The sequence below is a fragment of the Nocardia blacklockiae genome (genome assembly GCF_015477355.1).
Taxonomy (GTDB): domain Bacteria; phylum Actinomycetota; class Actinomycetes; order Mycobacteriales; family Mycobacteriaceae; genus Nocardia; species Nocardia blacklockiae.
Genome location: NZ_JADLRJ010000001.1, coordinates 316271 through 341439 on the forward strand (window position 1 = coordinate 316271; position 25169 = coordinate 341439).

The following is a 25169-nucleotide window of genomic DNA, read 5'->3' on the forward strand; positions in this document are numbered from 1 at the left end:
GAAGGACATTCGACATGACGATCACCATCGACAAACTCAGCCACGACGTGGGCGCGGAGATCACCGGCGTCGACCGGGAGCAGCTGCTGTCCGACGACGCCGTGGCCGACGCGGTGCTCGCGGCGCTGGAGGAGTGCGGGGTGCTGGTGTTCCGGGGGCTGCACCTGGATCCGGAGACGCAGGTGGCGTTCTGCCGCCGGCTCGGCGAGATCGACACCGAGCCCGGTCACCATCCGGTCGAGGGCATCTACCGGGTCAGCCTCGACACCTCCAAGAACTCGTCGGCGAGCTATCTGCGCGCGACCTTCGACTGGCACATCGACGGCTGCACCCCGCAGGACGACGCCTACCCGCAGATGGCCACCATGCTCACCGCCAAGGCCGTCGCCGCCGCCGGTGGCGAGACCGAATTCGCCTCCACCTACAAGGCTTACGACAATCTCTCCGACGCCGAGCGGACGCGGCTGGCGACGCTGCGGGTGGTGCATTCCCTCGAGGCGTCGCAGCGGCTGGTCACACCGGATCCGACGCCCGAGCAGCTGGCCGTGTGGCGCAGTCGCCCGTCCAAGGAGCATCCGCTGGTCTGGACGCACAAGTCCGGGCGGCGGTCGCTGGTGCTCGGCGCGTCCACCGATCACGTCGTCGGCATGGACCCGGGGGAGAGCCGGGCGCTGCTGGACGAGCTGTTGCGCAGGTGCACCGCGCCCGAGCGCGTGTACCGCCACGAGTGGTCGGTCGGCGACACCGTCCTCTGGGACAACCGCGGCGTGATCCACCGCGCCGCGCTGTACGAGCCGGATTCGCCGCGAGAGATGTTGCGCACCACCGTGCTCGGCGACGAGCCGATCCGATAACCACAGCCCACCACGGCAGGAGAACACCATGCCTCGTTGGCCCAAGCCCGCCGAAGGCAGCTGGACCCAGCACTATCCCGAACTCGGCACCGCGCCGATGTCCTACGAGGACTCCGTCACGCCGGAGTTCTTCGAGCTCGAACGCGAGGCGATCTTCAAACGCGCCTGGCTCAATGTCGGTCGCGTGGAACAGCTTCCGCGCACCGGCAGCTACTTCACCAAGGAGATCGCGGCGGCGCACACCTCGGTGATCGTGGTGCGCGACCGCGAGGGGACCGTCCACGCCTTCCACAACATCTGCCGCCATCGCGGAAACAAGCTGGTGTGGCACGAGTTTCCGCGCGAGGAGGTCGCCGGGACGTGCCGCCAGTTCACCTGCAAGTACCACGGCTGGCGCTACAACCTCGACGGCTCACTGAACTTCGTCCAGCAGGAGGAGGAGTTCTTCGACCTGGACAAGAACGCGCTGGGCTTGGTGCGGGTGCATTGCGAGGTGTGGGCGGGGTTCATCTTCGTGAATCTCGACCGGGAGCCGCGGCAGACGCTGCGAGAGTTCCTGGGGCCCATGGTCGGCGGGCTGGAGGGGTATCCGTTCGACAAGCTGACCGAGCGGTTCACCTACCGGTCCGAGGTCGGGGCGAACTGGAAGCTGTACATGGACGCGTTCCAGGAGTTCTACCACGCGCCCGTGCTGCACGGGAAGCAGACGCCGGACAACTACTCCATGGCCGCGCAGGCCGCCGGTTTCGAGGCGCCGCACTACCGGCTCGACGGACCGCACCGGCTGGTCAGCACCTCGGGCGTGGTCACCTGGGAACTCGATCCCGAGATGCGCAAGCCGATGGAGGACATCACCCGCAGCGGACTGTTCGGGCCTTGGGACACACCGGATCTGGGGGAGATGCCGCCGGGCCTGAACCCCGCGGGCTGCGATCCGTGGGGACTCGACTCGTTCCAGCTGTGGCCCAATTTCGTGATCCTGATCTGGTCCGGCGGGTGGTATCTCACCTATCACTACTGGCCGACCTCGCACAACACGCACGTCTTCGAGGGGAATCTGTACTTCCCGCCTGCCCGGACCGCGCGCGAGCGGGTCGCGCACGAGATGGCGGCGGTGACGTTCAAGGAGTACGGGTTGCAGGACAGCAGCACGCTGGAGGCGACGCAGATCATGCTGGAATCCCGTGCGGTGACGGCCTTTCCGTTGAACGATCAGGAAATCCTGTTGCGGCACCTGCACAAGGTGGCCGGCGACTGGGTCGAGGAGTACCGGCGCGAGCGGGCGGAGGCGCGGCGATGAGCGGCCTGCTGCCGGCGGAGTTCGCCGATCTCGAACCGTTCGCCGGGAAGTGGTGTCTGGCAAGCGAATCCGAGCGCTACGCCGAGCGCCTGGCCAGCGGCATGGACGAGATGCAGCGGTTCTACGACGCGATCACCGCCCGCGCGGAGGACGTGCTCACCTACTGCGACAAATTCGCGCTCGACGACCTGCCCGACGAGGTGCGGAACCTGTTGTACCTGCTGTATTCGATGATCCAGGTGTCCTTCCCGGTGGAGGTCTGGAGCCAGCCCCGCATTCCGGACACGGGTGTGGCGGCGCTGGAGTGCGTGCTGGAGCCGAACCCGTGAGCATCCTGTTGCGTGCCGACCGCTGGGTCGATGTCGACACCGGTGAGGTGCACAAGCCCGCCTCGATCCTGGTGCGGGACAACCTCATAGCGGCCGTCGACCCGGCGGAGGCGCCCGCCGACGCGCAGGTCCTCGATCTCGGCGACGTCACGCTGCTGCCCGGGCTGATGGACATGGAGATCAACCTGCTCATCGGCGGGCCGGACACTCCGTCGGGGCTGCCGAACGCGATGCACGGCGTGCAGGACGACCCGGTGTACCGGACGTTGCGCGCCACGGTGAATGCCCGCACCACCCTGCACGCCGGATTCACCACGGTCCGCAACCTCGGGCTGATGGTGAAGACCGGCGGCTACCTGCTCGATGTGGACCTGGGCCGGGCCATCGAGCAGGGCTGGGTGGAGGGGCCGCGCATCGTGGGGGCCGGGCACGCCGTCACCCCGACCGGCGGGCACCTGGACCCCACGATGTTCCAGCGGCTCGCCCCGCACATCATGCCGTTGAGCGTGGCGGAGGGGCGGGCCAATGGCGTGCCCGAGGTTCGCGAATGCGTGCGGTACCAGATCAAGTACGGGGCCGAGGTGATCAAGATCTCGGCGTCGGGCGGGGTGATGTCGCACGGCACCGTCGCTGGGGCGCAACAGTATTCGGACGAGGAACTGGCCGCGATCGTCGACGAGGCACACCGGGCGGGCGTCCGCGTCGCCGCACATGCGCACGGCGACGCCGGGATCCGGGCGTGCGTCCGAGCCGGGGTGGACTGCATCGAGCACGGGTCGCTGGCCACCGACGACACCATCGCCATGATGGTCGAGCACGGCACGTTCCTGGTGCCCACCAGCTATCTGTCCGAGGGACTGGATGTGTCGAAAGCCGCTCCGGCGCTGCAGAAGAAGGCCGCGGAGGTCTTCCCGAGGGCCCGGGAGACGCTGCGCAAGGCCATCGCCGCCGGAGTCAAGATCGCCTGCGGCACCGACGCGCCCGCCGTCCCGCACGGCGACAACGCCAAAGAGCTGTGGGCACTGGTCGATCGGGGCATGACGCCGGCGCGGGCGTTGCGTGCCGCCACCGTCGTCGGGGCCGAACTCCTCGGTGTGGACGACCGGGGTCGCCTGGCCGCCGGGCTGCTCGCCGACATCATCGCCGTTCCCGGCGATCCCACCGCCGACATCACCGTGTTGCAGGACGTCCGGTTCGTCATGAAGGACGGCCGGATCGTCAAGCAGCCGTGAGTGTTTCGGCTCGAATCAGGAGACATGGTCATGGCCGAAGGTTCGGTTCCGTCGCGAGAGCGCCGCGCGGCGCACTCGGTTCGGGCCACGGTGAACGACGTTGCCGTCACGCCGCGGCCACATCTGTACATCGGCGGGAGCTGGGTCGCGCCGAGCACAGCCGAGATCATCGACGTGATCTCGCCGCACACCGAACAAGTCGTGGCGCGGGTTCCCGCGCCGAGCCACGCGGACATCGATCGGGCGGTCGCGGCCGCGCGCGAGGCCTTCGATCACGGGCCCTGGCCGCGGCTGGATCCCGGTGAGCGCGTCGCCGCGGTTCGTGAGCTGGCCGAGCGGTACCGGCCGCGGCAGGAGGAGCTGGCTCGGCTGATCACCACCGAGATGGGCGCGCCGATCACCTTCTCCCGGTCGGCGCACGCGCGGCTGCCGGGGGCGATGATCGGGGCGTTCGCCGATGTCGCCGCGCGGCATCCCTGGTGTGAGACCCGGGCCGGGGCGTTCGGCGGGGAGGTGCTGGTGCGGCGGGAGCCGGTCGGGGTGGTCGCCGCGATCGTCCCGTGGAACATGCCGATGTTCCTGATCGTCGCGAAACTGGTGCCCGCGCTGCTCGCGGGGTGCGCCGTCGTGGTGAAACCGTCTCCGGAGACGCCCCTGGACGCCTATGTCATGGCCGAGTTGCTGGACGGGCTGGATCTGCCGCCCGGGGTGGTCAGTATCGTGCCGGGGGACCGCGAGGTCGGGCGTTACCTGGTGGCGCACCCGGGCGTCGACAAGGTGTCGTTCACCGGTTCCACTGCGGCGGGCCGAGAAGTGGCCGCCGCGTGCGGGTCCGCGTTGCGGCGGGTCGGGCTGGAGCTGGGCGGCAAGTCCGCGGCTGTGGTGCTCGACGACGCCGACCCGGAGACCGTCGCCACCGGCATGACGGTGGCGGGGTTGATGAACAGCGGGCAGGCGTGCGTCGCGCAGACGCGAGTGTTGCTGCCGCGCAGTCGTTGCCGAGAGTTCGTCGACGCGCTGGCGAGCATGGTCGAGAATCTGCGCGTCGGTGATCCTTTCGACCCGGCGACTCAGGTCGGGCCGATGGTGAGCGAACGCCAGCGGTCTCGGGTTCGCGAGTACATCGAGCTGGGGCGGCGCGAGGGCGCCCGGCTCCTGGTGGGCGGCAGTGGATTACCGGACGGCGTCGACCGCGGCTGGTACGTCCGGCCGACACTGTTCGTCGACGTCGACAATGCCATGCGGATCGCCCAGGAGGAGATCTTCGGGCCGGTGCTCGGCGTCGTGCCCTACGACGACGAGGACGACGCCGTGCGCCTCGCCGACGCCACCGACTACGGGCTCTCCGGATCGGTCTGGACCGCCGACGTCGCTCGCGGACTGGCCGTGGCGCGCCGAATCCGCAGCGGCACACTGGGAATCAACCAGGCCTACAGCATGGATCCGGCCGCGCCCTTCGGCGGCGTGAAGGCCAGCGGCATCGGCCGCGAATTCGGGCCGGAAGGACTGGACGGATTCCTCGACACCAAATCGGTGTCCGTGGCCCCCGGGACCGGCGAGCGGAGCGGAGCATAGCCGTGCGACTGCACTTCGACGACGACGTGGAGCGATTCCGCGCCGAGTTCGTGGCCTTTCTCGACGAACACCTGCCCGCGGCGGCCGAGGCGGTCGAGACGGCCCGCTCCACGGCCCACCTCCCCGAGTGGGCGCGGCGCTGGCGGCGTGTGCAATTCGAGCACGGCTGGCTGGTTCCGGGCTATCCGCCGCGGTTCGGCGGCCGCGACGCCGGGGTCCTGGAACAGTATGTGCACCAGGAGGAGTTGGCGAAGCGGGGGATCTACCAGACCTTCAATCCGCAGGGGCTGGGCATCGTCGCCGCGTCGCTGATCTCGTTCGGCACGCCGGAACAGCAAGAGCGCTGGGCGATTCCGATCCTGCGCGGGGAACGCACCGGCGCGCTGGGCATGAGCGAACCCGGCGCGGGCTCGGATCTCGCCGGACTGCGCACCCGCGCGGTGCTCGACGGCGACCGGTTCGTCGTCGACGGCCACAAGATCTGGACCTCCGGGGCGCACGACGCGGACGTGCTGCTCGCGTTCGTGCGCACCGACCCCGACGCGGCCAAGCACCGCGGGATCTCGGCGCTGCTGATACCGACCGACACGCCGGGCGTGGAACGGCGGCCGTTCGCCGCCCTCACCGGCACACACGACGTCGACCTGAACGAGGTCTTCTTCCGTGAGGTGGTCGTGCCCGCCGAGAACCTGGTGGGCGAACTCCATCGGGGCTGGTCGGTGGCCAACGGTTCGCTCGGCCACGAACGCACCCTGCTGTGGCTGAGCTACGCCGACCGCCTCGGCCACCTGCTCGACCACTTCCACCCCGCCACCGCACTGGACGCCGACCGCTACGCCACCCTGGTCCTGGACGCCTACGCCCTGCGACTGCTCGGCTCGGCCGCCCTGTCCCGCGCCGCCCGCGGCGACACCGACGTCGCCGGGCTGTCCGTCCTCAAACTCCTGGGCTCCGAAGCCGTCCAGTCCGCCACCGAAAGCGCCCTGGCCACAACGGCTTCCGACGGCCTCTACTCGAACGTCACTACCGCCCGGTTCAGCCCTCTCAACCCCGAACCCACCGCCCCCGCCTGGTTCGAACGCTACGCCCGCACCTTCGCCCACACCATCGCCGGCGACACCTCCGAAATCCACCGCAACATCATCGCCCAGCGGATATTGGGCCTACCGCGCTGAGAACTCGTCCTCGTCCAGCGGCAGCCAGCCCGGGCCGTGGCCCGTCCGGCGGACTCGGCCGAACACCACGTCGGCGAAGTGGTTGCCGAAGCCGATCGTGCCGGGCTGTTCCAGTTCGGCGAGGAGTCGGCGGCGTTGCTCGGCGGCCCGGAGCGGGTCGTGGTCGTAGACGCAGGACCATTCGGGATGGTCGACCTGGATCGGCGAGTGCAGGGAATCGCCGAAGGCGATCAGGCGAGTGCCGCCGCCGGTGATCACGTAGCGCGCGTGTCCGGAGGTGTGGCCGTCGACGATCTGTACCTCGACGCCGGGGAAGATCTCGTGCCCCGCGGTCACCGTGCGGACGCGGGGTGCCAGCACGGCTGCGATCTCGGCGGTCGTCCCGCCCGCTTCCAGCAGCTCGCGATGAGTCCATTCCGGCTCGGGCACAAGATATTCCGCCTCGGTGAACACCGGCTGGTCGCCGCCGTCGGCGGGATGCCAGGCCCACCCGATGTGATCGGGATGCAGGTGCGTGAACGCCACCGCCTCGATCTCGCCCGGGCCGCGGCCGAGTTCGGCGAGGCTGTCCAGGAGTGCGCCGCCGTAGATGGCGCCGTTGGGACCGCCCGGCTCGGCAGGCATCGACTGCGGACCGAAACCGGCGTCGATCAGCAGTGCCCGGCCGGCATGCTCCACGAGCAGGCCCCCGATGCTCGCTACCAGATATCCTGCGGCATCGAGGTATTGGGGCTGCTCCGCCCAGGTCTGTGCGGTGCTGTCGGGCAGCCACTCGCGCGGCTTGCCCTGCACGGCCCCGTCCGGGACGAACGACACCGTCGTCTCGCCCAGCCGGATCGAACGAATCCTCCCCGGACGGCTCAGTCGCTCGTCGGCCTGGATGCGTGTCATGGTCGGTCTCCTTCTTCGGCTTCGGAGCACCACCATAAGCATCAAGGTTGAATAGTTCAAGCTGTAAATATACTGGCTTGATGGATTCGCTAGGATGGACCCATGACCTCCCGGGAACCGCAGGTAGTCGCCGAGCGGGAGCTGTGCGGCCTGGTGAACGGCCTGGCGCAGCAGATCGCCGACCACGTCCGCGAACGCGCGGTCGCCCTCGGTCTGACGGCCGCCCAGGCGACGGCTCTGCGCGAGCTGACCGGTCCGATGACCATGCGCGAACTCGCCGAACGCATGAGCTGCGAACCGTCCAATGCCACCTTCATCGTCGACAACCTCGCGAAGAAGGAGCTCCTCGAGCGCCGCGCGCACCCCACCGACCGCCGGGCCAGGCAACTCGTCCTGACCGCCGCGGGGACCGAACTCCGCGAACGCCTGCTCGAACTCCTCGCCCAGGACTCCCCGCTGTCCGGCCTCGACCCCGCGCAGCAGAACGCCCTGCAGGCCCTACTCGAACAAGCCGTCACCGCCCCGCGCCGCGCCGCTTCCGCGCGCTGAGCAGGACGCGCAACGCATCGCGGGATCGTCGGCGGCGGGCTGCGGCCGTGCCGAACGTCAAGGGGCCCAGCCTATTCCGGGGCGTAGCCGAGGATGGCTTTGGTCTCCAGGTACTCCTCGAAGCCGTGGGTGCCCCATTCCCGGCCGTTGCCGCTTCTGCGGTAGCCGCCGAAGGGGGCGTGGAAGTCGAAGGCGTCGTTGATGGTCACCCAGCCGGCACTGAGGCGGCGGGCGATGGCGCGGGCCCGGGCTAGGTCGGCGCCGGCCACGTTGGCGGCCAGGCCGTATTCGGTGTCGTTGGCGATGGCGACGGCGTGGTCGAGGTCGTCGTAGGCGAGGATGGTGAGGACCGGGCCGAAGATCTCCTCGCGGGCGATGGTCATGTCGTTGGTGACGTTCGCGAAGACGGTGGGCTTGACGTAGTAGCCCTTGGTCAGGCCCTCGGGTCGGCCGATGCCGCCGGTGACCAGGGTGGCGCCCTCGTCGATGCCCTTGCGGATGAGAGCCTGGATCTTGTCGAACTGCGCGCCGGACACCACGGGGCCCAGGGCGACGTCGCCGGTCGGATCGCCCACGGACAGTTGGGCGGCCGCGTCGCGGGCGGCCGCGATCGCGTCGTCCATGCGGGTGCGCGGGACCAGCAGGCGCGACAGGGCGCTGCAGGTCTGGCCGGAGTTGTTCATCAGGGTCGCGACGGCGCTGCCGACGTTGGCGGCGAGGTCGGCGTCGTCGAGCACGATGTTCGGGCTCTTGCCGCCGAGCTCCTGGGTGACCCTTTTGACGGTCGGCGCGGCGTTCCTGGCGACCTCGATGCCCGCGCGGGTGGAGCCGGTGAAGGAGATCAGGTCCACGCCGGGATGCGCCGACAGCGGCGCGCCCACCCCGAGCCCGTCGCCCTGCACGAGGTTGAACACGCCCGCGGGAAGCCCTGCGGCGGCGAGGATCTCGGCGAAGATCTGCCCGCTGAACGGTGACTGCTCCGACGGCTTCAGCACCACGGTGCAGCCGGCGGCCAGCGCCGGGAACACCTTCACCGCGATCTGGTTCAACGGCCAGTTCCACGGCGTGATCAGCCCGCACACGCCGATCGGCTCCCGGACGATCAGCGTGGCGCCCCGCTGCTCCTCGAACGAATAGTGCTCGAGGATGTCGAGCACCGTCGCCAGATGGCCCGCGCCGAGGTCGACCTGGAAGCCGCCGGCCAGCGCCGCGGGCGCGCCCATCTCCTCGGTGAGCGCCGCCGCGAGATCCGCGCGGCGCTTGCCGTACTCCTCGGAGATGGTGCGCAGCAGCGTGATTCGATCCGCGACCGGCGTGGCCGACCAGCCCGGGAACGCCGCGCGCGCCGCCGCCACGGCGCGATCCACGTCCTCGGCGGACCCGCTCGCCACCCGCCCCGCGACCTCCTCGGTGGCCGGGTTCACCACGTCGAAGGTCTGCGGCCGCGCCGGGTCGACCCACTCCCCGCCGATGTAGAACGTCCGATACTCGCGCATCACTGCTGTCCTTCCGCGTACCAGGTACGGAATTCGTCGTAGCTCGGCATCTCCTCCGAGTTCGCCTTCGGGTCGACGGCGACGTGGATGACGCCGGGCCTGCCGCTGGCATAGGCGCGTTTCACGGCGGGGGCGATGTCCTCGTCGCGCTCGACGTACTCGCCGTAGCAGCCGAAGCCCTCGGCGACCTTGTCCAGCCGCACGTCCTTGCTCCAGTGCACGCCGGTCTCCAGCGAGCCGTGCCCGAACGTGCGCTTGTAGACGCCTACCTCCAGCCCCCACGCGTAGTCGACGCCGACCACGCAGACCAGCGGAAGGCCCAGTCGCGCGGCGGTTTCCAGCTCCGCGATCTGGAACTGGAACGACGAGTCGCCGGTGACCAGCATGACCGGGCGCTTGCCGCCGTCGGCCACCGACGCCCCGACCGCGTACGGCAGCCCGGTGCCCAGGTGCCCGAAGTTCTGGTTCCAGATCACGTCGTGCGGTTTGGCCTGCGAATAGGTCCAGCCGAAGATGGTGGTCGCGCCGCCGTCGCGGACCATGATGCCCTCCGGCGGAAAGGCTTTGGTGGCCTCCACGATCATGCGCGCCGGGTGCACCGGGGACGCGCCGGACGGTGCGGTCTCGGCCAGCTCCGCCAGCTGCGCGGCGTCCTGCTCGATCCAGCGCCGCAGCTCCGGCGTCGGTGTGCGCGGGGTGTCGCGCAGCGCCTCGACCAGCTGCGGCACGACGGCCCGCAGGTCGCCGACGAGCGGCACGTCGATCGGCCGGTTGACCCCGATCGCCGCCGGATCCTGTTCCACCAGAATCCATTTCCGGTTCGCCTCGTTCGCCACCCAGTGCCGTCCGCGCCCGAAGTGCACCGGCTCGCCGAGTTCGGTGCCGAGGGCCAGCACCAGATCCGACTGCACGACCGCCTCGAGCCCGGCCTTGGAGAACCCGTACGGGAACGTGCGGTCCTCCAGCCCCGCGAGGTAGGAAGTGCCGCCGGAGGTTTGCAGGATCGGTCCCGCCACGAGGTCGGCGAGGGCCTTGACCGACTCCCCGGCCCGCGCGGTGTGCACCCCGTGACCCACCAGCAGGATCGGCTGTTTCGCCGCGCGGATGTACCGCACCGCCTCCGCGATCCTGTCCGGCCCGGCGGTCTGGCCGACGAGCCGATAGGCCTCGGGCGGCAACGCCGGCGGCACCACGATCTCCTCGAGAATGACGTGCGAGGGGTATTCGATGTACACCGGCCCGGGCGTGCCCGACAGCGCCTTGCGCAGGCCCTCGCGGATGATCTCGTCGGTCTGGTCCGCGTATTCGATACTGGCGCTGTACTTCACGGAGTTCTCGAGCAACGGCGCCTGCCGCACGAACTGGATTCGCCCGCGCCGCACCCGCTGCTCGGTGATGCGGGCCCGCTGCCCGCCCAGGAAGACGATGGGGGAGTTCTCCACCTTGGCGCACATGACCGAGCCGGCCAGGTTGGCGATCCCCGGGCCCAGCGTGGCGATGGCGAGCGCGGGCTTGCCGGTCATCCGCGACACCGCCTCGGCCATGAAGCCCGCCGACTCCTCGTGATGCGGCGCGACGACCCTCCAGCCGCGCTCTTCGGCGAGGTGGAACAGATGCACGAAATTCGGATCGGGAATACCGAACAGCGTGTCGATGCCCTCGGCCTCGAAGAGGTCCAGAATGCGTTCGTAAACCTTGACTGCCATGCTCGTCCTCACTTCCCTGCCCTGGCCATCGCGAAGCTTCTGCCGATGTGGTCGACATGGGCCGACGCGGGCGGCAGGATCCAGGAGTCGTCGGTGTTGCGAATTTCTTCGATGCGTGCGGCGACCTCGTCGACGGTCCACGAGGGCTGATACACCCCCGGTGTCTCGGCGAGGTAGGCGCGTGCCACCCGGCCCGCGATCGACACCAGCAATTCGCCGGTGAGCGTGCAGGTTTCGTGCGCCAGATACCCGACCGTGGGCGCCACCAGTTCCGGCCGCATGTCCGGATAGGCGGAGGTGTCGATGCCCGCGGCCATGCGGGTGAGCGCGGAGGGCACGATCACGTTCGACTTGACGCCCACCTCTGCGCCCTCCAGTGCGACCACGTTGGACAACCCGATCACCCCGGCCTTGGCCACCGCGTAGTTGGCGACCGCCTTGTTGCCGTAGAGGCCGCCGATGGAGGAGGTCAGCACGATTCGCCCGTACCCGGCCTCGCTCATGACCGGGAAACCGGCCCGCACCACGTGGAAGGCGCCGCGCAGGTGCACGTCCACGACCGCCTCGAAATCCTCGTAGCTCAGCTCGGTCAGCGACCCGTAGCGGACGTTGCCGGCGTTGTGGATCAGGATGTCGAGGCGGCCGTAGTGGTCGAGGGCCGATTCGATGATCGCGCGCCCGCCCGCGGCGGTGGCCACCGAGTCGGTGTTGGCGACCGCCTCGCCGCCCGAGTCCTCGATGGCCCGCGCCGCCTCCGCCGCCACGTCGGCCTCGAACACGTCGCCGCGGGTGGTGCCGCCGACGTCGTTGACCACCACCTTGGCGCCCAGCAACGCCAGGAGTTCGGCGTAGGCGCGGCCCAGACCCCGTCCGGCGCCGGTGATCACGGCGACGCGATCGTCGAATCTCAGTTCTCGCAAGATGTTCGGTTCCTCTCTGCGGGTGGCCGGGCTCAGCGTTCGAGGGCCAGCCCGTCCAGATCGCCCGCGTCCCGCCACGCCCGCAACATCTCCTCAAGCACGTAGAAGCCGCCCCAGAACGGATCGCCGAGGAACGAGCGGCCGTTCGGCTCGCCTTCGCTGTTGTAGTAACCGGGCGTGCATTCGGAGACGAACGTGCTGTTGTCGATGGTGTTCTCCCGGATGGTCCGCACCCAGCCCGCCTCGGCCGCCGCGGTGGGTTCCACGACCGTCGCGCCGCGCTGCTGCGCCTGCGCGACGATGTAGGCGATGTGGTCGGCCTGCTGCTCGAACATCAGGGTCGTCGCCGCGGTGACGCCGCCCTGGATGAACCCGGTGAAGTAGATGTTGGGGAAGCCGTGCGTCGTGATGCCGTGCAGGGTGCGGAAACCCTTGCCCCAGTGCTCGTAGAGCGAGCGGCCGTCGCGGCCGGTGAACGGCTCGATGTCGTACTGCCGGTCCAGCGAGGTGGTGATCTCGAAGCCGCTGGCGAAGATGATGCAGTCGACCTCGTGCTCCACGCCGTGCGCGAGGATGCCCTTGGGCGTGATCCGTTCCACGCCTTTGGTATCCGACACGTCGACCAGGGTGACGTCGGTCCGGTTGAAGGTGGGCAGGTAGTCGTCGTTGAAGACCGGCCGCTTGCACATGTTGCGGTAGTAGGGCTTCAGCTTCTCCGCCGTCTCGGGGTCCTCGACGATCTCCGCCACGCGCCGGCGCAGCCGCTCCATGGAGCGGTAGTCCTCGATCTCCTTGAGCTCCAGGAACTTCTGCGGATCGGCCAGGGCGGCCCAGCCGTTGGTCTCGTTCAGCTTGGCGGCCAGATTGCGGGCCACCTCGGTCCAGCCGTCGCAGATCAGGTCGGGCTCGCCGGGGCTGTAGAACGCGAAGGCGGCATTGTGGAAGTTGCGCTGCCGTTCGGCGCGCCAGCCCGGGCGCAGCGTCTTCACCCACTCGGGATCGGTGGGATAGTTGTCGCGCTCGAAGATGTAGGACGGTGTGCGCTGGAACACGGTGAGGTGTTTCGCGCCCCGGGCCAGATGCGGAATCGCCTGCACCGCGGTGGATCCGGTGCCGATGATGGCGATCCGCTTGTCGGCGATCCGGTCCAGCCCGCCGTGCAGGTTCCCGCCGGTGTACTCGTAGTCCCAGCGGGCGGTGTGGAAGGTGTGCCCCTCGAATTCGGTGATCCCGGGGATGCCGGGCAATTTAGGCCGGTTGTACGGGCCCTGGCACATCACGACGAAACGGGCGCGGATCTCGTCGCCGCGATTGGTGCCGATCCGCCAGCGCCGGATGTCCTCGTCCCATTCCAGCGAGCGGGTGAGGGTGTGGAATATCGCCTTGTCGTAGAGGCCGAACTGTTTGCCGATGCGCTGGGCGTGCTCGTAGTTCTCGTCGCCGCGGGTGAATTTCTCCGTCGGCATGTAACCGGTTTCCTCGAGGAGCGGCAGATAGGTGTAGGAATCCGAATCCACCTGGATGCCCGGGTAGCGGTTCCAATACCAGACCCCGCCGAAGTCGCCGCCGAGTTCGACGATCCGGAAATCCGTCACGCCCGCGCGCAGCAGCCGGTGCGCGGTGATGAGCCCGGCGAAACCGCCGCCGAGCACCACCACCTCGATATCGGCGGAGATCGGTTCCCGCGGCACGACCGGCAGGTGCGGGTCGCTCTCGTAGAAATCCGCGAATTCGTTCTCGGCCTCGAGGTACTGGTTCTGCCCTTCGGGACGCAGCCGCTTGTCGCGCTCGGCCAGATACTTCGCGCGCAGGGCCTCCTTGTCGACCTCCGGCGTCACCGTGGGCTCGCACTGCTGCATTCGGAATTCCTAGATCTCTAGCTCGGGAAGTGTTGGGGAAGTAGGGAGTTCGCCGTCAGGACAGTTCGCGCGGTTCGCCGGTGCCCAGGTAGGAGGCGAGGTTGTGGTGCAGGTTGACGATGCTGCGCTCGCGGTAGGGATTGGGTTTCGCGCCGGTGAAACCGCGCGATTTCAGGCCCTTCTGGACGGCCGCCATATTCGAGAAGTCCTGCGGCAGCACGGTGCGCCAGGCGGGGTCGCCCGCCGGGGTGTACTCCCATTCCGTCCGCGGCTCCTCGCCGGGCGGGAACAGTTCGAACACCGCCGCCTCGAACACGCACCGATCGGGGTCCTCGCCATAGGGCCGGAAGCGGTAGCACAGCATGTTGTTCAGCGCGTGGCCGATCTGGAAGTTGGGGAAGATCTGCCACGCGGTCCCCGCCCGCGCGACGATGTCGGGATCCACCTTCGGCCACACCACGCCGCGCGCCTCGTCCTCCGAGCGCGCGGTGTCGAGCCAGTAGCGCAGCACCTCGTTGGCCGGTGTGCCCTCGGGCAGCTCGTCGACCAGGCGGTTCGCGACATCCACCAGGGTGCGGGTGGTGTTGGTGTTGGCGTTCTCCCAGGTGAAGTTCTGCAAGGTGGCCGTCGAAACGCGCGCGTCGGGACCGGCGCCCAGGCGCACCTTGGCCTGGTTCTCCTCCATGCCCTTCGGCGCGTCGTAGCCGATGTTGCTGTGCTTGCCCTGCGCCCGCGCCCAGCCCAGGAACTGCCCGAAATTCATGAATTCCGGGTGGGTGTAGGGAACGTGATAGGTCTCCATGAACGCCTCGAAGGCGACCTTCCAATTGCAGTCGAAGGTCAGCCACCGCCGCCAGCGGTAGCGCATCCTCTCCAACTCGAAATGCTCCAGCAGGCCGGCGGCGGGCTCGAGGTATTCCCGCAGCGGCCCGGCGTCGGGGTCCATGTTGATCCAGATCCAGCCGCCCCAGGTGTCCACCTGGACCCGATTCAGCCCGTCGTTGCGCTCGGTCAGCCCGCACGGCCAGTCCTCGCGTTCGGCCACGAAGGTATTGCGGCCCTCGAGGTCGTAGCGCCAGCCGTGGAAGCCGCAGACGAACTGCTTGCGGCTGCCCCGGGCGTCGTGCGCGCCGGGCGGGGTGTCGACGAGGCGGCGACCGCGGTGCGCGCACACATTGTGGTACGCGCGCAAGGTGTCCGGGGCGGTGCGCACGACGATGATCGAGTCGTTCTGGATCTCGTAGGTCAGGAAGTCGCCGACGCGGGGCAGCTCCTCCACCCGCTCGACCTGCTGCCACACCTTCGCCCAGAGCCGGTCCCCTTCGGCGCGGGCGTACTCCGGCGAGATGTACGCCTCGACACCGATACTGAGCGGTGTCGACAGCGGTTCCGTTGTCCCGGCGGGGGTTTCGGTGACGTTGTCGACGGTTTCGGTCATGACGTCCTCCTCGGAAAGGTGTCAGCGGGTGATGGCGGCGCGGAACGACTCGTCCTTCAGGAACAGCGAGGTGTTGTCGTCGCCGAGGTGGGTCCATTTGAGGTTCAGGCCGCCGTCGACCAGCAGTGTCTGGCCGGTGATGTAGGTCGAGAGGTCCGAGAGCAGGAACAAGATCGGTCCCGCCTGCTCCGCGGGGGTGCCGCGGCGACCCATGGCGATGGCGCGGCGGTCGCGGCCGGGGTCCTCGTCGACATAGGTGCCCGAGGCCGGGGTCTCGGTGACCCCGGGGGCGACGGCGTTCACCCGGATGCCGTCGAGCGCCAGTTCGACGGCCATCGTGCGGGTCACCGACACCAGCGCGGCCTTCGCGGTGCCGTAGGCGATATGGAAAGGGGCGGTGTTCATTCCGCTGATCGAGGAGATCGACACGATCGACCCGGGGCGGCCGCGCGACTTCAGTTCGGCGGCCACGGCCTGGCTCATGAAGAACATCGTCTCCAGGTTCTGGGTGAGCAGCGCGCGCCAGTCCGCCCGGGTGACCCGGGTCGAGGGCATCCAGGTCGACGGCGCGGCTCCGCCGGCGACGTTGACCAGCCCGTGCAGCTCGCCGTCGGCGCGGCGGGCCTGCTCGAGCACGGTCGCGACACCCTCGTCGGTGGCGACGTCGGCGGCGACGGGAACCACCGAAAGGCCCTCGGCGGCAAGCGGTTCGATGTGTTTCGCCAGATTCTCCGGCGACCGGCTGACCGCGATCACGGTGGCGCCCGCCGCGGCGACCTTGCGCGTCACGGTGGTGCCGATGCCGCCGCCGCCCGCCCCGGCGACCACGACGATGCGGCCGTCGAGCCCGAGTCCGTCGAATGCCATGGCGCGCTTACCTTTCCGCCTGCAGGGCCAGCACGCTGCCCTCGGCGTCGGCGGAGAGATAGAGCGTGCCGTCCGGGCCGGCGGCGATGCCGGCGAACGGGCCCATCGGGCCGGAGAACGGCGGGGTGCCGAGCAGTGGTTTGGGTACCACGCCGGGCGGCGCGCCGACGGGCAGGTTCGTGGCGAGCGTGGTGCGGGCCTTGGTCTCGAGGTCGACGCGGACCAGCGTCTTGGCGCCGGCGTCGACGATGTGCAAGTGGTTGCCGCGCACCAGGATTCCCTGGGGATTCACCAGACCGTCGACCACCGTGCCGACGCCCGCGCCGTCCAGGGACACCACGCGGCCGGCGCCGGACTCCGACACCAGCACCGTGCCGTCCGGGCCGAAGGCGACGCCCATCGGCGCGTCGAGACCTGAGGCCAGCACCTCGGAGCCGCCGGGCCGCACCGACAGCACGCGGCCGGTGCCGAGGTCCGCGGTGACGATCGCGCCGCCCGGCGACCGCCCGATGCCGTAGAGCTGATCGAAACCGTCGGCCACCGGTTCGGGCTCGCCGTCGCTGCCCGGGCGGAAGTACAGGACCTGCCCGGTAGAGGTGGCGCACAGGAACTCGCCCGGGCCGACGGCCTCGACCCCGCGCACGTACCCGGGATTGCCGGGGCTGAAAAGCGAAGCGACCGTGTGCGGTTCGCCGTCGCGCAGCTCGTAGAAGAAGGTGCCGTCGGCGATGAACAGGCGGCCGTCCGGGGAGACGGTGAGGTCCAGCGGCCACAGCAGGCCGCCCGGCAGCACGGCGCGCGTCTCGCCGCCGGCGCGGATCTCGGTGATCGCGCCCGAGAAGTGCGACACGAACAACCGGTCGCCGACGAAGGCGCAGTTGTCCAGTCCGGGTTCGAGCCGGGCCAGCACCTGCCGCTCGCCGGTGCGCGGATCGATGCGCAGCACCTCGCCGGACGCCGCCTGGGTGGAGACCAGGAACCCCTCCGCGTCGAATTTCACCGAGTCGGGTGCGCCGAGGTCGCCCGCGACCCGCTGCGGCGTGCCGCCGTCGGGGTCGATGCGCCAGATGTCGTTGGTGCCCATGACGGGGTAGTAGAGGAGGCCGTCGGGGCCCACCTCCATGGCGTTGGGCATCGGCAGGTTGTCCTGCAGCACGCGCGGCGCGCCGCCGTCGAACGGCAGCTCCATCAGGCGGCCGCCGATGCGGCATTCGTTGACGAACAACCGGCCGCGGTGGACGGTGATGCCGTTGGCGCCGGGCAGGTCCGCCCGCAGCACCCGGGTGCGGCCGTCGGTGCCGCGCACGCTGACCCGCGCGTCCATGTACTCGGTGGCGACGAGGTTGCCGTCGGGGTCGAAGGCCAGGTCGTCGGGGGCGACGATGTCGCCGCCCTTGGCGCTGACGGTCTCGAGGTCGCCGGTGGTGACGTCGAGGGCGCTGATCTGGCTGCCCGCCACCTGGGCCACGTAGACGCGCCCGTCGGGGCCGGTGCGCAGGCCGTTCGCGCCGAACAACCGGCTCGGCGGGGTGAGCCGCCGCAGGGTCAGGCCCTCGGCGAGAGTGATGGATGCGGTGCCGCTGTAGCGCGCCCCTGTGGTCAAGGCGGGGCCTCCGGGAGTGAGAAGGTCGTTTGTCGGGCTGTATCGGCGACCTGCGGTTTGCGGAAACGTCGTTTCGGGCCGGTCTGCCGCAGGGCGTGTAACGCGCATCACGCTACTTTAATCCTCATAAGGATAGCAATACTTGACGCGTTGATACCGAGGAGTAGTTGTGGGCGAGGGCGTGGCTGTGTGTTCGGCGCGTGTCTCCGTGGTGTGCCGGAAAGCTCAGTGGCGCAAATAATTCAGCGGGCCGCCGCGGTGGGTGAGTGCTGCGGCGCGCGTGCTCGCGTGCGCGTGTAGATCCGGGTTGCGCCGAGAGCGTGGCGCGATAATCTGTTCTCATATATGGAGAATATGATTACCGGCGTGGCTGTGGACACGCTTCCGGCAAGGAAAGACGCCCTCCGGTGCTACGGCGGGCTCGAGGTGAGCGTGCGCTCAGATGCGGGTGCGGGGCGACCGCACGGCCAGCCGCGCGCCGGTGGGCGAGGCGTTGACCACGCCGTTGTCGAAGCGTTCCAGCACCAGCGCCTGCGTGGCCGCCAGGTGCGTGCGATACAGCTTCTCCGCCTCGGCGGCGTGGCCCGCGGCGATCTCCTTGACCAGGCGGCGATGGGTGCGGACCGCCTCCGCCGCCTCGTCCGGCGACGGGTACTCGCCGCGGCGGGTCAGCGCCTCCGCCCACGCCTCCTCCTGCGCCGACCACAGCGCGACCAGGGTGCTGACCACGTAGCGCGTCGTGAGATTCGGGGTGAAAGAGACGATCAGATCGTGGAATTCGCGGGCGGTGTGGGTGAACGCCACGCCGTCGCCGACCAGGTCGGCGGACTTGTCGACGTTCTCGGTGAGCGCGGGCACGACGGTCTCGGCGCGATCCGGGCGGGCGGCGCATTCGGCCGCGCACATCGGTTCCAGCATCCGCAGGCCCGCGGCCAGATCGCCGAGGGTGACGCGCGCGGCCTGCAGGGACAGCCCCAGGTGGTAGGCCGCCGACGTCTCGTCGGGGCGGTGCACCTCGGCGCCGCCGACATTCCCGCGGCGGACCGTGACCAGGCCCTCGGTCTCCAGGATGCGCAGCGCCTCGCGGATCGAGGGATAGCTGACGCCGAAGTCCTGCACCAGCTGGTCCTGGGTGGGCAACCGGTAACTGTCGTCGCCGGCGAGGATGCGCGAGCGCAGTTCGGCGGCAACGGTTTCGGCGATGCGCCGCTGCGGCACTCGGCCGCGCCTGGCCGCGGTCATGCGGGGCCGGCCGGGGGTCGTCGTCACGCGCCTCGCCTTTCGGTCATTGGGGCAGTGTAGTCAACCGCAGGCTGACCGTACAAATATTGCTATCCTTATGAGGATTGAAGTACTGTGCGGCAATGGACTTCACGATGGGTGAGTCCGCCGCGGGGCTCCGGGCCGAGTTGCGGCGGCTGATAGCCGAGGAGGTCCCCGCCGAGTATCTCGGCGCGTTCACCGACGATCCCGCCGATCTGGCTGTCGCCCAGCGCTTCTGCCGGGTGCTCGCCGATCGCGGCCTGCTCTGCGCGGCCTGGCCGGAGGAGTTCGGCGGGCGCGGCGCCTCGGTGTGGGAGCAGACCGTGGTGCGCGAGGAGATGTGGGCGCACCACGAACCCCGCGGCGCGCAGTACATGGGCGTGAACTGGGTGGGGCCGACGATCATGCGGCACGGGACGCCCGAGCAGCAGCGCAAGCATCTGCCGCCGATCGCGCGGGGCGAGGTGATCTGGTGTCAGGGCTTCAGCGAGCCGGACTCCGGGTCGGATCTGGCCTCGCTGCGCACGGCCGCGCGGCGCGACGGGGACGGCTGGCGCATCTCGGGACAGAAGATCTGGACCTCCTACGCGACCATGGCGCAATGGTGTTTCCTGCTCGCGCGGACCTCTTCGGCGGGGCGGAAACAGCAGGGGCTCACCGTATTCCTGGTGCCGATGTCGGATCCGGGGATCGAGGTGCGGCCGATCCGGTCGATGCTGGGGCCGCATCATCTCAACGAGGTATTCCTCGACGGCGTGCGGGCGACCGAGGCCGACGTGCTCGGCCGGGTCGACGAGGGCTGGTCGATGGTGGGCGAGGTGCTGGCCTTCGAACGGGTCGGCATCGCCCGGTACGCCCGCTGTGACCGGCTGCTGCGCGCCGCGCCGGAGGTGCTGGGCCCGCGGTGGGGGGACGTGCCCGCCGAGTTGCACGCGCGGTGGACGCGTGCGCTCGTGCGGGCGCGGCGGGCCCGGCTGCTGGCGTACCAGGTGGTGGCGGCGCAGAGCGCGGGACGGGTGTCGCCGGCCGACACCGCGGCCTACCGCATCGCGGTGACCCGCCTCGACCAGGAAAGTGCCGGTGTACTCACCGAACTCGCTGGCTTCGTCACGGGCGACGGTGCGGCGCAGCGGCGCTTCCGGCGCGCCGTGGACGATCACTGGCGCTACGCGAATGCCGCGACCGTGGCGTCGGGGAGCATCGAGATGCAGCAGATATTGCTCGCGCGCTCGCTGCTCGGCGGGCCGCGGCGTGCGGGGGAGGCGGCATGAGCGGGGGTGGGCGCGCCGGAGCGTGGGGTCGCCCGATGGATGCGTCACTCGCTGCTGAGCGGGAGGCGGCAAGCGGGCGAGGCGGCATGAGCGGGGGTGGCGGCCTCGGAGCGCGCGGCCGCCGCGGTGGCGCGGCGAGGCTGATCGGAGTCCTATGACGACCACACCGTTTCGACCCGCGGGGCCGGCGATGCGGATCGAACTGTCCAGCGAGGCAACCGAATTCGGCAGGCAGGTGGTGCGCGCGCTGGGCGCCGCCGGTGGCGACGAGCTGGTGCGGGCGGGCGAGATCGCGCCGCAGCGCCGGGAATCGCTGATCGCGCCGGTGCTCGGTGCGCTCGGCGCCTGGGAGCTCGAGCCGCGGCGGGACCCGGAGGAACTCGAGGCGGCCGCGGCGCTGTGCCGCGGGGCGGGGTACTGGGCGACGCCGTATCCGGTGGCGGAGCGGCTGGCCCGGCCGGTCGACCTGGACGTCGACGGGCTGCTGGTGGTGGCGGGCACGGAACCCGTTGCGGCCGTGGCGCATCTCGATCTCCGCTGGGCGGCGGTCACCCTCGATGGTGTGTGCGGCGCGGCTGTGACGCGGCCGCCCGTCGGTGCGGCACGGGAGACGGCCTTCGTCGCGCCACTGGACATGGAACGACTCGATGGCCATACGGATCCTGCTCTGCCCCTGGTGCTTTCGTGCTGGACGCTGCTCGGCATGCTGGACCGGGCCGTCGAGCTGGCGCGTGAGCACGTGCTCGTGCGTGAGCAGTTCGGGCGGCCGCTGGCGGAATTCCAGTCGGTGCAGTTCCAGCTCACCGATGCCGAGGTGGAGCGGCGCGGCGCGGACCTGCTCGCGCGCTACGCGCTGTGGAGCGTGCAGCAGGAACGCGACGACGCCTTGGTCGACGCGCTGACGCTGCGGTCGGCGATGCTGACGGCCGCGGACACGGTGTTCCGCGTCGCGCATCAACTGCATGGCGCGCTGGGGTTCTGCGACGAGTCGCCGCTGTCGTGGCTGTCGCGGCACAGCCTGCCGCTGCGGTGGCTGCCGGTCGGCGCGGCGGGGACCGACGAGCTGCTGACGCGGCTGGCCGGGCGGGCGGGGCCGGCGGGGTTGTTCGAGGGCGAGGTGTACGGGCGATGAGCGGCGAACTGTACCGAGCGTTTCGGGTACTGCCCGGACGGTGCCGCGCGGCCGGGTCGGTCGCCGGGCGCGCCGGGCGGGCACGATGAGTGGCGAGCTGTCTGCCGTGCTGACCGTGACGGCCGAAGGGCCGGTGCGTCTCGTCGTGATCAACCGGCCCGACGAGCTGAACGCCGTGAACGCCGAGCTGCATCGGGCGCTGGCCGAGGTGTGGGAGCGGCTCGCCGCGGACCGGGACGCGCGGGTGGTGATACTCACCGGGGCGGGGCGGGCGTTCAGCGCGGGGGGCGACTTGGATTGGATCACTTCGTTTCTCGACGATCCGGTGGCGCGGGACGCGAGCATTCGCGAGGGTGCGCGGATCATCGAGGAGATGCTGCGATTTCCACTGCCGGTGATCGCCGCGGTGAACGGGGCGGCGATGGGGCTGGGCGCCAGTCTGGCGGTGCTGTGCGATGTCGTCCTGATGTCGGAGCGCGCGTATCTGGCCGACCCGCACGTCGCGGTCGGGCTGGTCGCGGGGGACGGGGGCGCGGCGTTCTGGCCGCTGCTCACGCCGATCCTGCGGACCCGGGAGTTCCTGTACACCGGCGACCGGATCGATGCCGCGACCGCGGTCGCCGTGGGGCTCGCGAGCCGGGTGGTGGCGCCCGGCGATCTGCTCGACGCCGCGCGGGCGCTGGCCCGGCGGCTGGCCGCGCAGCCGCCGGAGGCGTTGCGCGGCACCAAGCGGGTGGTCAACATGTACCTCTCGCAGGCGCTCGGCGGGCCGATGCAGGCGGGGTTCGCCGCCGAGGTGGCCAGTATGCGGACGCCCGAACATCGGGAACGGCTGCTCGCGCTGCGGGATCGGGCGCGATGAGCGGCCGCGCGCTCGACGAGTTCCGCGCCGAGGTCCGGGACTGGTGCCGCGCCCACGTGCCGAAGGACTGGCGGCAGACCCAGACCGGCGCGGCGGACGCGGAATTCGTGCGCTTCCAACAGGATTGGTTCCAGCGGCTGCGCGCCGCCGGCTACGCGGTGCCGCACTGGCCGCGCGAGTACGGCGGCGGCATGCCGGTCGCGGAACAGATCGTGCTCTACCAGGAACTGGCCGCCCACGACGCGCCACGGCTGGTACTGGCCTTCGTGTCGGTGCATCACGCCGCGGCGACGCTGCTGGCCGCCGGCACCGAGCGGCAGCGGCGGCGGCATCTGCCCGCGATTCTCGACGGCGAGATCTGGGTGCAGGGCTTCTCCGAACCCGGCGCCGGGTCCGATCTGGCGGCGCTGCGCACCAGCGCCCGCCGCGACGGCGACGGCTACGTGGTGACCGGGCAGAAGGTGTGGGCCAGCGGCGCGCAGTACGCCGACTGGTGTCTGCTGCTGGCCCGCACCGACCCCGAAGCCGCCAAGCGGCAGGGTATTTCGTACTTTCTGCTCGACATGCGTTCGCCCGGAGTCGAAGTGCGGCCGATCCGGCAGGCCACCGGCGAATCGCATTTCTGCGAGATCTTTCTCGACGAGGTGCGAATCCCCGCGGACGGACTCGTGGGCGCGGAGAACGACGGCTGGCGGGTGGCGCAGCGCACGCTCGGGGCCGAACGCGGGCTGACCATGCTGGAGCTGGCGGAACGGCTGGGCAACGCGGGATTTCGGTGGCTGGTCGAGGCCTGCGCGCGCCCGGACGGCGGCGTGCGGGCCCTCGACGATCCGGTGGTGGCCGATCGCCTGGCCGGGCTGGAGATCGAGCTGACCGGGTTGCGCGCGCTGTGCCGGGATCTGGTGGAGCGGCACGCCGCGGGCACCGCCGGGCCCGCGGACGCGTCGATCGTGAAGCTGTACTACAGCGAATTGTTGCAGCGGGTCATGGATTTCGGGGCCGAGGTGGGCGGGCTGTTCGCGCAGACGGTGTTGCGGAAACCGATGTCGGGCGGCTGGGAGTCCGGTGCGTGGGTGCTCGATTTCGTCGGGTCGTGGGAATGGACCATTCCCGGCGGGACCAGCGAGATCCAGCGCACCATCATCGCGCAGCGCGGGCTCGGGCTGCCCAGGGAACCGGCGGGGGCATGATGGGTGACGAATTCGCCGAGATCCACGACGAATTGCGGGCGGTGGCGCGGGGGCTGCTCGGCAAGGCCGATCGTGAGTCTGGGGTCGAGTGGTCTCGTATGGCCGCGTCCGGGTGGCTCGGGTTGGAGGCGGCGGCCGAATTCGACGGGGCGGCGGCCACTTTCGCGGAAGTCGCGGTGGTGCTGGAGGAGGTCGGGCGGGCCGCGGCGCGGACGGCGTTCTCGTCTGTCGCCGTGGTGAGTATGGGAGTGCTGGGGGCGTGTGGGCCGGGGGTGTTGCGCGACAGGCTCATTCGGCAGGTGGTGGGGGGAGAGGTGGTGCCGGTGGTTGCGTTGTCGGGGGAGCGCGGGGGCACGCGGGGCATGTCAGGCGATACGGGAGTCGGGCCTGAAGACGCCAGTGCTGCCCGCGTTGAAGGCTTCATCGGTTCGGGTGGCGCGGCGTTTCGGCTTACGGCCGACGGCGGACTTTCGACATTGTCCGGGAGCGCCGCGTTCGTCGCGGACGCGCCGCTTGCCGATCTGCTGCTGATTCCCGCTCGGCTGCCGGACGGTTCGGTCGCGGTGGCGGTGGTGGAGCCCGGGGCGGCGGGGATGACGGTGGTCGATCAACCCGTGGTCGACGCGACCCGGGTCTTCGGCCGAGTGGTCGCCGAGCGCGTGACGGTCGCGCCGGAGACGGTGCTGCGGTTCGACGGTGACGCGGAGACAGCGTTGGGGCTGTTGCACGAGCGCGCCGCGCTCGCCACTGCCTGCGACAGCCTCGGAATCGGGGCGGCGATGCTGGACGCGACCGTCGAATACGTCCGTGTCCGGGAGCAATTCGGTCGGCCGGTCGGGTCGTTCCAGGCGGTGCAGCACGCCTGCGCCGATATGCTGGTGCGGCTCTCGGTGGCCCGGCAGCTGGTGGCGGCGGCGGTGCGCGCGCAGGTCGACCGCACACCGGACGCGGGACCCGCCGCGTCGATGGCCAAGGCCTACACGACCGCCGCGGCGGTGGACATCGCCGGGAAGGCGATGCAGTTGCACGGCGGGATCGGCTACACCTGGGAGAGCGGCCTGCACGTCTACCTCAAACGCGCGACCCTCAACCGTTCGCTCTTCGGAAATCCGGCGTGGCACCGCGCGGAATTGGCGCGCGGATACGGCGGCGATCGCGCATAGTATGCCGGGCATACCCGCGGCGTTAACGTTCGCTGACGGTTTGCAGACATAGGTGTAGTCCGTTGTGTTCAGGGAGGAGCAACAATCGTGCGAACCATCGTCCGTGCCGGTCTGTCCGCTGCCGCCGTCGCGGGAGTCGTCGCGCTGGCGCCGTCCGCGGGTGCGGCACCGTCGTATTACGACCCCGAGATCGCGCCCTGCAGCCACCTGTTCCGCGCGCCGCTCGACCCACCCCGGCCCGGCGCCGCGGTGTACTGGAGCCCGTTCGGCACCGCCGACATCGTCTGCTACGACAACGGCACCGGCACACCCGACTTCTACCAGCGCGACCCCATGGGCGCCTGGCACGACATGAACGAACTCGCACCGGGCCACTTCTTCTACAGCATCTTCCCAACCACCGTGCCCGACCAGGCCCACTGGCGAGCCGGCTGAATTCCGGGAAACTCGACCACCGCCACCTCCGCATCCTCATCACGGAAGGAACCCTGACG

At 70.1% G+C, this 25169-nt stretch carries 22 protein-coding genes; 13 read left to right on the top strand and 9 right to left on the bottom strand.

The features are described 5' to 3' along the window. Positions 1–14 precede the first annotated feature (14 nt). The 6 genes from IU476_RS01430 to IU476_RS01455 are packed head-to-tail and all read left to right on the top strand — an operon-like array spanning position 15 to position 6465. Entirely contained in the window at positions 15–854 is an 840-nt protein-coding gene (locus tag IU476_RS01430) for a TauD/TfdA dioxygenase family protein (protein WP_195095768.1), read from the top strand. A 28-nt stretch (positions 855–882) separates the two neighbouring features. Then, on the top strand, positions 883–2154 hold the full coding sequence (locus IU476_RS01435) for an aromatic ring-hydroxylating oxygenase subunit alpha (RefSeq protein WP_195095770.1): 1272 nt from the start codon (positions 883–885) through the stop codon (positions 2152–2154). Beyond that, positions 2151–2483, top strand: a complete 333-nt coding sequence (locus IU476_RS01440) for a hypothetical protein (protein ID WP_195095772.1) — start codon at positions 2151–2153, stop codon at positions 2481–2483. The genes IU476_RS01435 and IU476_RS01440 overlap by 4 nt, the downstream gene beginning before the upstream one ends. Continuing rightward, complete coding sequence (locus IU476_RS01445) at positions 2480–3715, top strand: metal-dependent hydrolase family protein (protein WP_195095774.1); 1236 nt, start codon at positions 2480–2482, stop codon at positions 3713–3715. The genes IU476_RS01440 and IU476_RS01445 overlap by 4 nt, the downstream gene beginning before the upstream one ends. Before the next feature lie 30 nt (positions 3716–3745). Then, a complete protein-coding gene (locus tag IU476_RS01450) occupies positions 3746–5290 on the top strand; it encodes an aldehyde dehydrogenase (protein WP_195095776.1) in 1545 nt (514 codons plus the stop codon). Positions 5291–5292: 2 nt separating this feature from the next. Next, positions 5293–6465 (top strand): acyl-CoA dehydrogenase family protein, encoded by a 1173-nt coding sequence (locus IU476_RS01455; protein WP_195095778.1) that lies wholly within the window; start codon positions 5293–5295, stop codon positions 6463–6465. Here IU476_RS01455 and IU476_RS01460 read toward each other — a convergent pair. Then, the gene (locus IU476_RS01460) at positions 6454–7356 is read right to left on the bottom strand and encodes an MBL fold metallo-hydrolase (RefSeq protein WP_195095779.1); all 903 of its coding nucleotides are present in this window, start codon (positions 7354–7356) and stop codon (positions 6454–6456) included. The two genes, IU476_RS01455 and IU476_RS01460, sit on opposite strands and share 12 nt — an antisense overlap. Before the next feature lie 102 nt (positions 7357–7458). Between IU476_RS01460 and IU476_RS01465 the strand changes: the two genes are divergently transcribed. Continuing rightward, positions 7459–7905: a MarR family winged helix-turn-helix transcriptional regulator gene (locus tag IU476_RS01465; RefSeq protein WP_195095780.1), complete on the top strand. Its 447-nt coding sequence runs from the start codon at positions 7459–7461 to the stop codon at positions 7903–7905. A 71-nt stretch (positions 7906–7976) separates the two neighbouring features. Here IU476_RS01465 and IU476_RS01470 read toward each other — a convergent pair whose 3' ends face one another. From IU476_RS01470 to IU476_RS01505, 8 genes are all read right to left on the bottom strand, one after another. Next, positions 7977–9401 (bottom strand): aldehyde dehydrogenase family protein, encoded by a 1425-nt coding sequence (locus tag IU476_RS01470; RefSeq protein WP_195095781.1) that lies wholly within the window; start codon positions 9399–9401, stop codon positions 7977–7979. After that, positions 9401–11107, bottom strand: coding sequence for a thiamine pyrophosphate-binding protein (locus tag IU476_RS01475; RefSeq protein WP_195095782.1), 1707 nt, complete (start codon positions 11105–11107; stop codon positions 9401–9403). Before IU476_RS01475 ends, IU476_RS01470 begins: the two co-directional genes overlap by 1 nt. Positions 11108–11115: 8 nt before the next feature. Then, positions 11116–12027 carry an SDR family NAD(P)-dependent oxidoreductase gene (locus IU476_RS01480; protein WP_195095783.1) on the bottom strand — a complete coding sequence of 304 codons (912 nt, stop codon included), beginning with the start codon at positions 12025–12027 and terminating at the stop codon, positions 11116–11118. Positions 12028–12059: 32 nt separating this feature from the next. Continuing rightward, positions 12060–13886, bottom strand: coding sequence for a flavin-containing monooxygenase (locus IU476_RS01485; protein WP_195095784.1), 1827 nt, complete (start codon positions 13884–13886; stop codon positions 12060–12062). Between the two features lie 55 nt (positions 13887–13941). Then, on the bottom strand, positions 13942–15324 hold the full coding sequence (locus IU476_RS01490; protein WP_195095786.1) for an aromatic ring-hydroxylating oxygenase subunit alpha: 1383 nt from the start codon (positions 15322–15324) through the stop codon (positions 13942–13944). Between the two features lie 21 nt (positions 15325–15345). Then, positions 15346–16191: an SDR family NAD(P)-dependent oxidoreductase gene (locus IU476_RS01495; RefSeq protein WP_195095788.1), complete on the bottom strand. Its 846-nt coding sequence runs from the start codon at positions 16189–16191 to the stop codon at positions 15346–15348. Between the two features lie 7 nt (positions 16192–16198). Beyond that, positions 16199–17794, bottom strand: coding sequence for an SMP-30/gluconolactonase/LRE family protein (locus IU476_RS01500; RefSeq protein WP_228822945.1), 1596 nt, complete (start codon positions 17792–17794; stop codon positions 16199–16201). A 438-nt stretch (positions 17795–18232) separates the two neighbouring features. Continuing rightward, a complete protein-coding gene (locus IU476_RS01505) occupies positions 18233–19063 on the bottom strand; it encodes a FadR/GntR family transcriptional regulator (protein WP_324193813.1) in 831 nt (276 codons plus the stop codon). 95 nt (positions 19064–19158) lie between these two features. Between IU476_RS01505 and IU476_RS01510 the strand changes: the two genes are divergently transcribed. The 6 genes from IU476_RS01510 to IU476_RS01535 all read left to right on the top strand — a co-directional run bounded on the left by IU476_RS01510 (position 19159) and on the right by IU476_RS01535 (position 25110). Further along, positions 19159–20328: an acyl-CoA dehydrogenase family protein gene (locus tag IU476_RS01510; protein ID WP_195095792.1), complete on the top strand. Its 1170-nt coding sequence runs from the start codon at positions 19159–19161 to the stop codon at positions 20326–20328. A gap of 190 nt (positions 20329–20518) precedes the next feature. Further along, positions 20519–21460 carry an acyl-CoA dehydrogenase family protein gene (locus IU476_RS01515; protein ID WP_195095793.1) on the top strand — a complete coding sequence of 314 codons (942 nt, stop codon included), beginning with the start codon at positions 20519–20521 and terminating at the stop codon, positions 21458–21460. A gap of 85 nt (positions 21461–21545) precedes the next feature. Beyond that, positions 21546–22322 (top strand): enoyl-CoA hydratase/isomerase family protein, encoded by a 777-nt coding sequence (locus IU476_RS01520; protein WP_195095794.1) that lies wholly within the window; start codon positions 21546–21548, stop codon positions 22320–22322. After that, complete coding sequence (locus tag IU476_RS01525) at positions 22319–23512, top strand: acyl-CoA dehydrogenase family protein (protein WP_195095795.1); 1194 nt, start codon at positions 22319–22321, stop codon at positions 23510–23512. The genes IU476_RS01520 and IU476_RS01525 overlap by 4 nt, the downstream gene beginning before the upstream one ends. Then, positions 23512–24675, top strand: a complete 1164-nt coding sequence (locus IU476_RS01530; protein WP_438943970.1) for an acyl-CoA dehydrogenase family protein — start codon at positions 23512–23514, stop codon at positions 24673–24675. The genes IU476_RS01525 and IU476_RS01530 overlap by 1 nt, the downstream gene beginning before the upstream one ends. Before the next feature lie 87 nt (positions 24676–24762). Then, the gene (locus tag IU476_RS01535) at positions 24763–25110 is read left to right on the top strand and encodes a hypothetical protein (RefSeq protein ID WP_195095797.1); all 348 of its coding nucleotides are present in this window, start codon (positions 24763–24765) and stop codon (positions 25108–25110) included. Positions 25111–25169 lie beyond the last annotated feature (59 nt).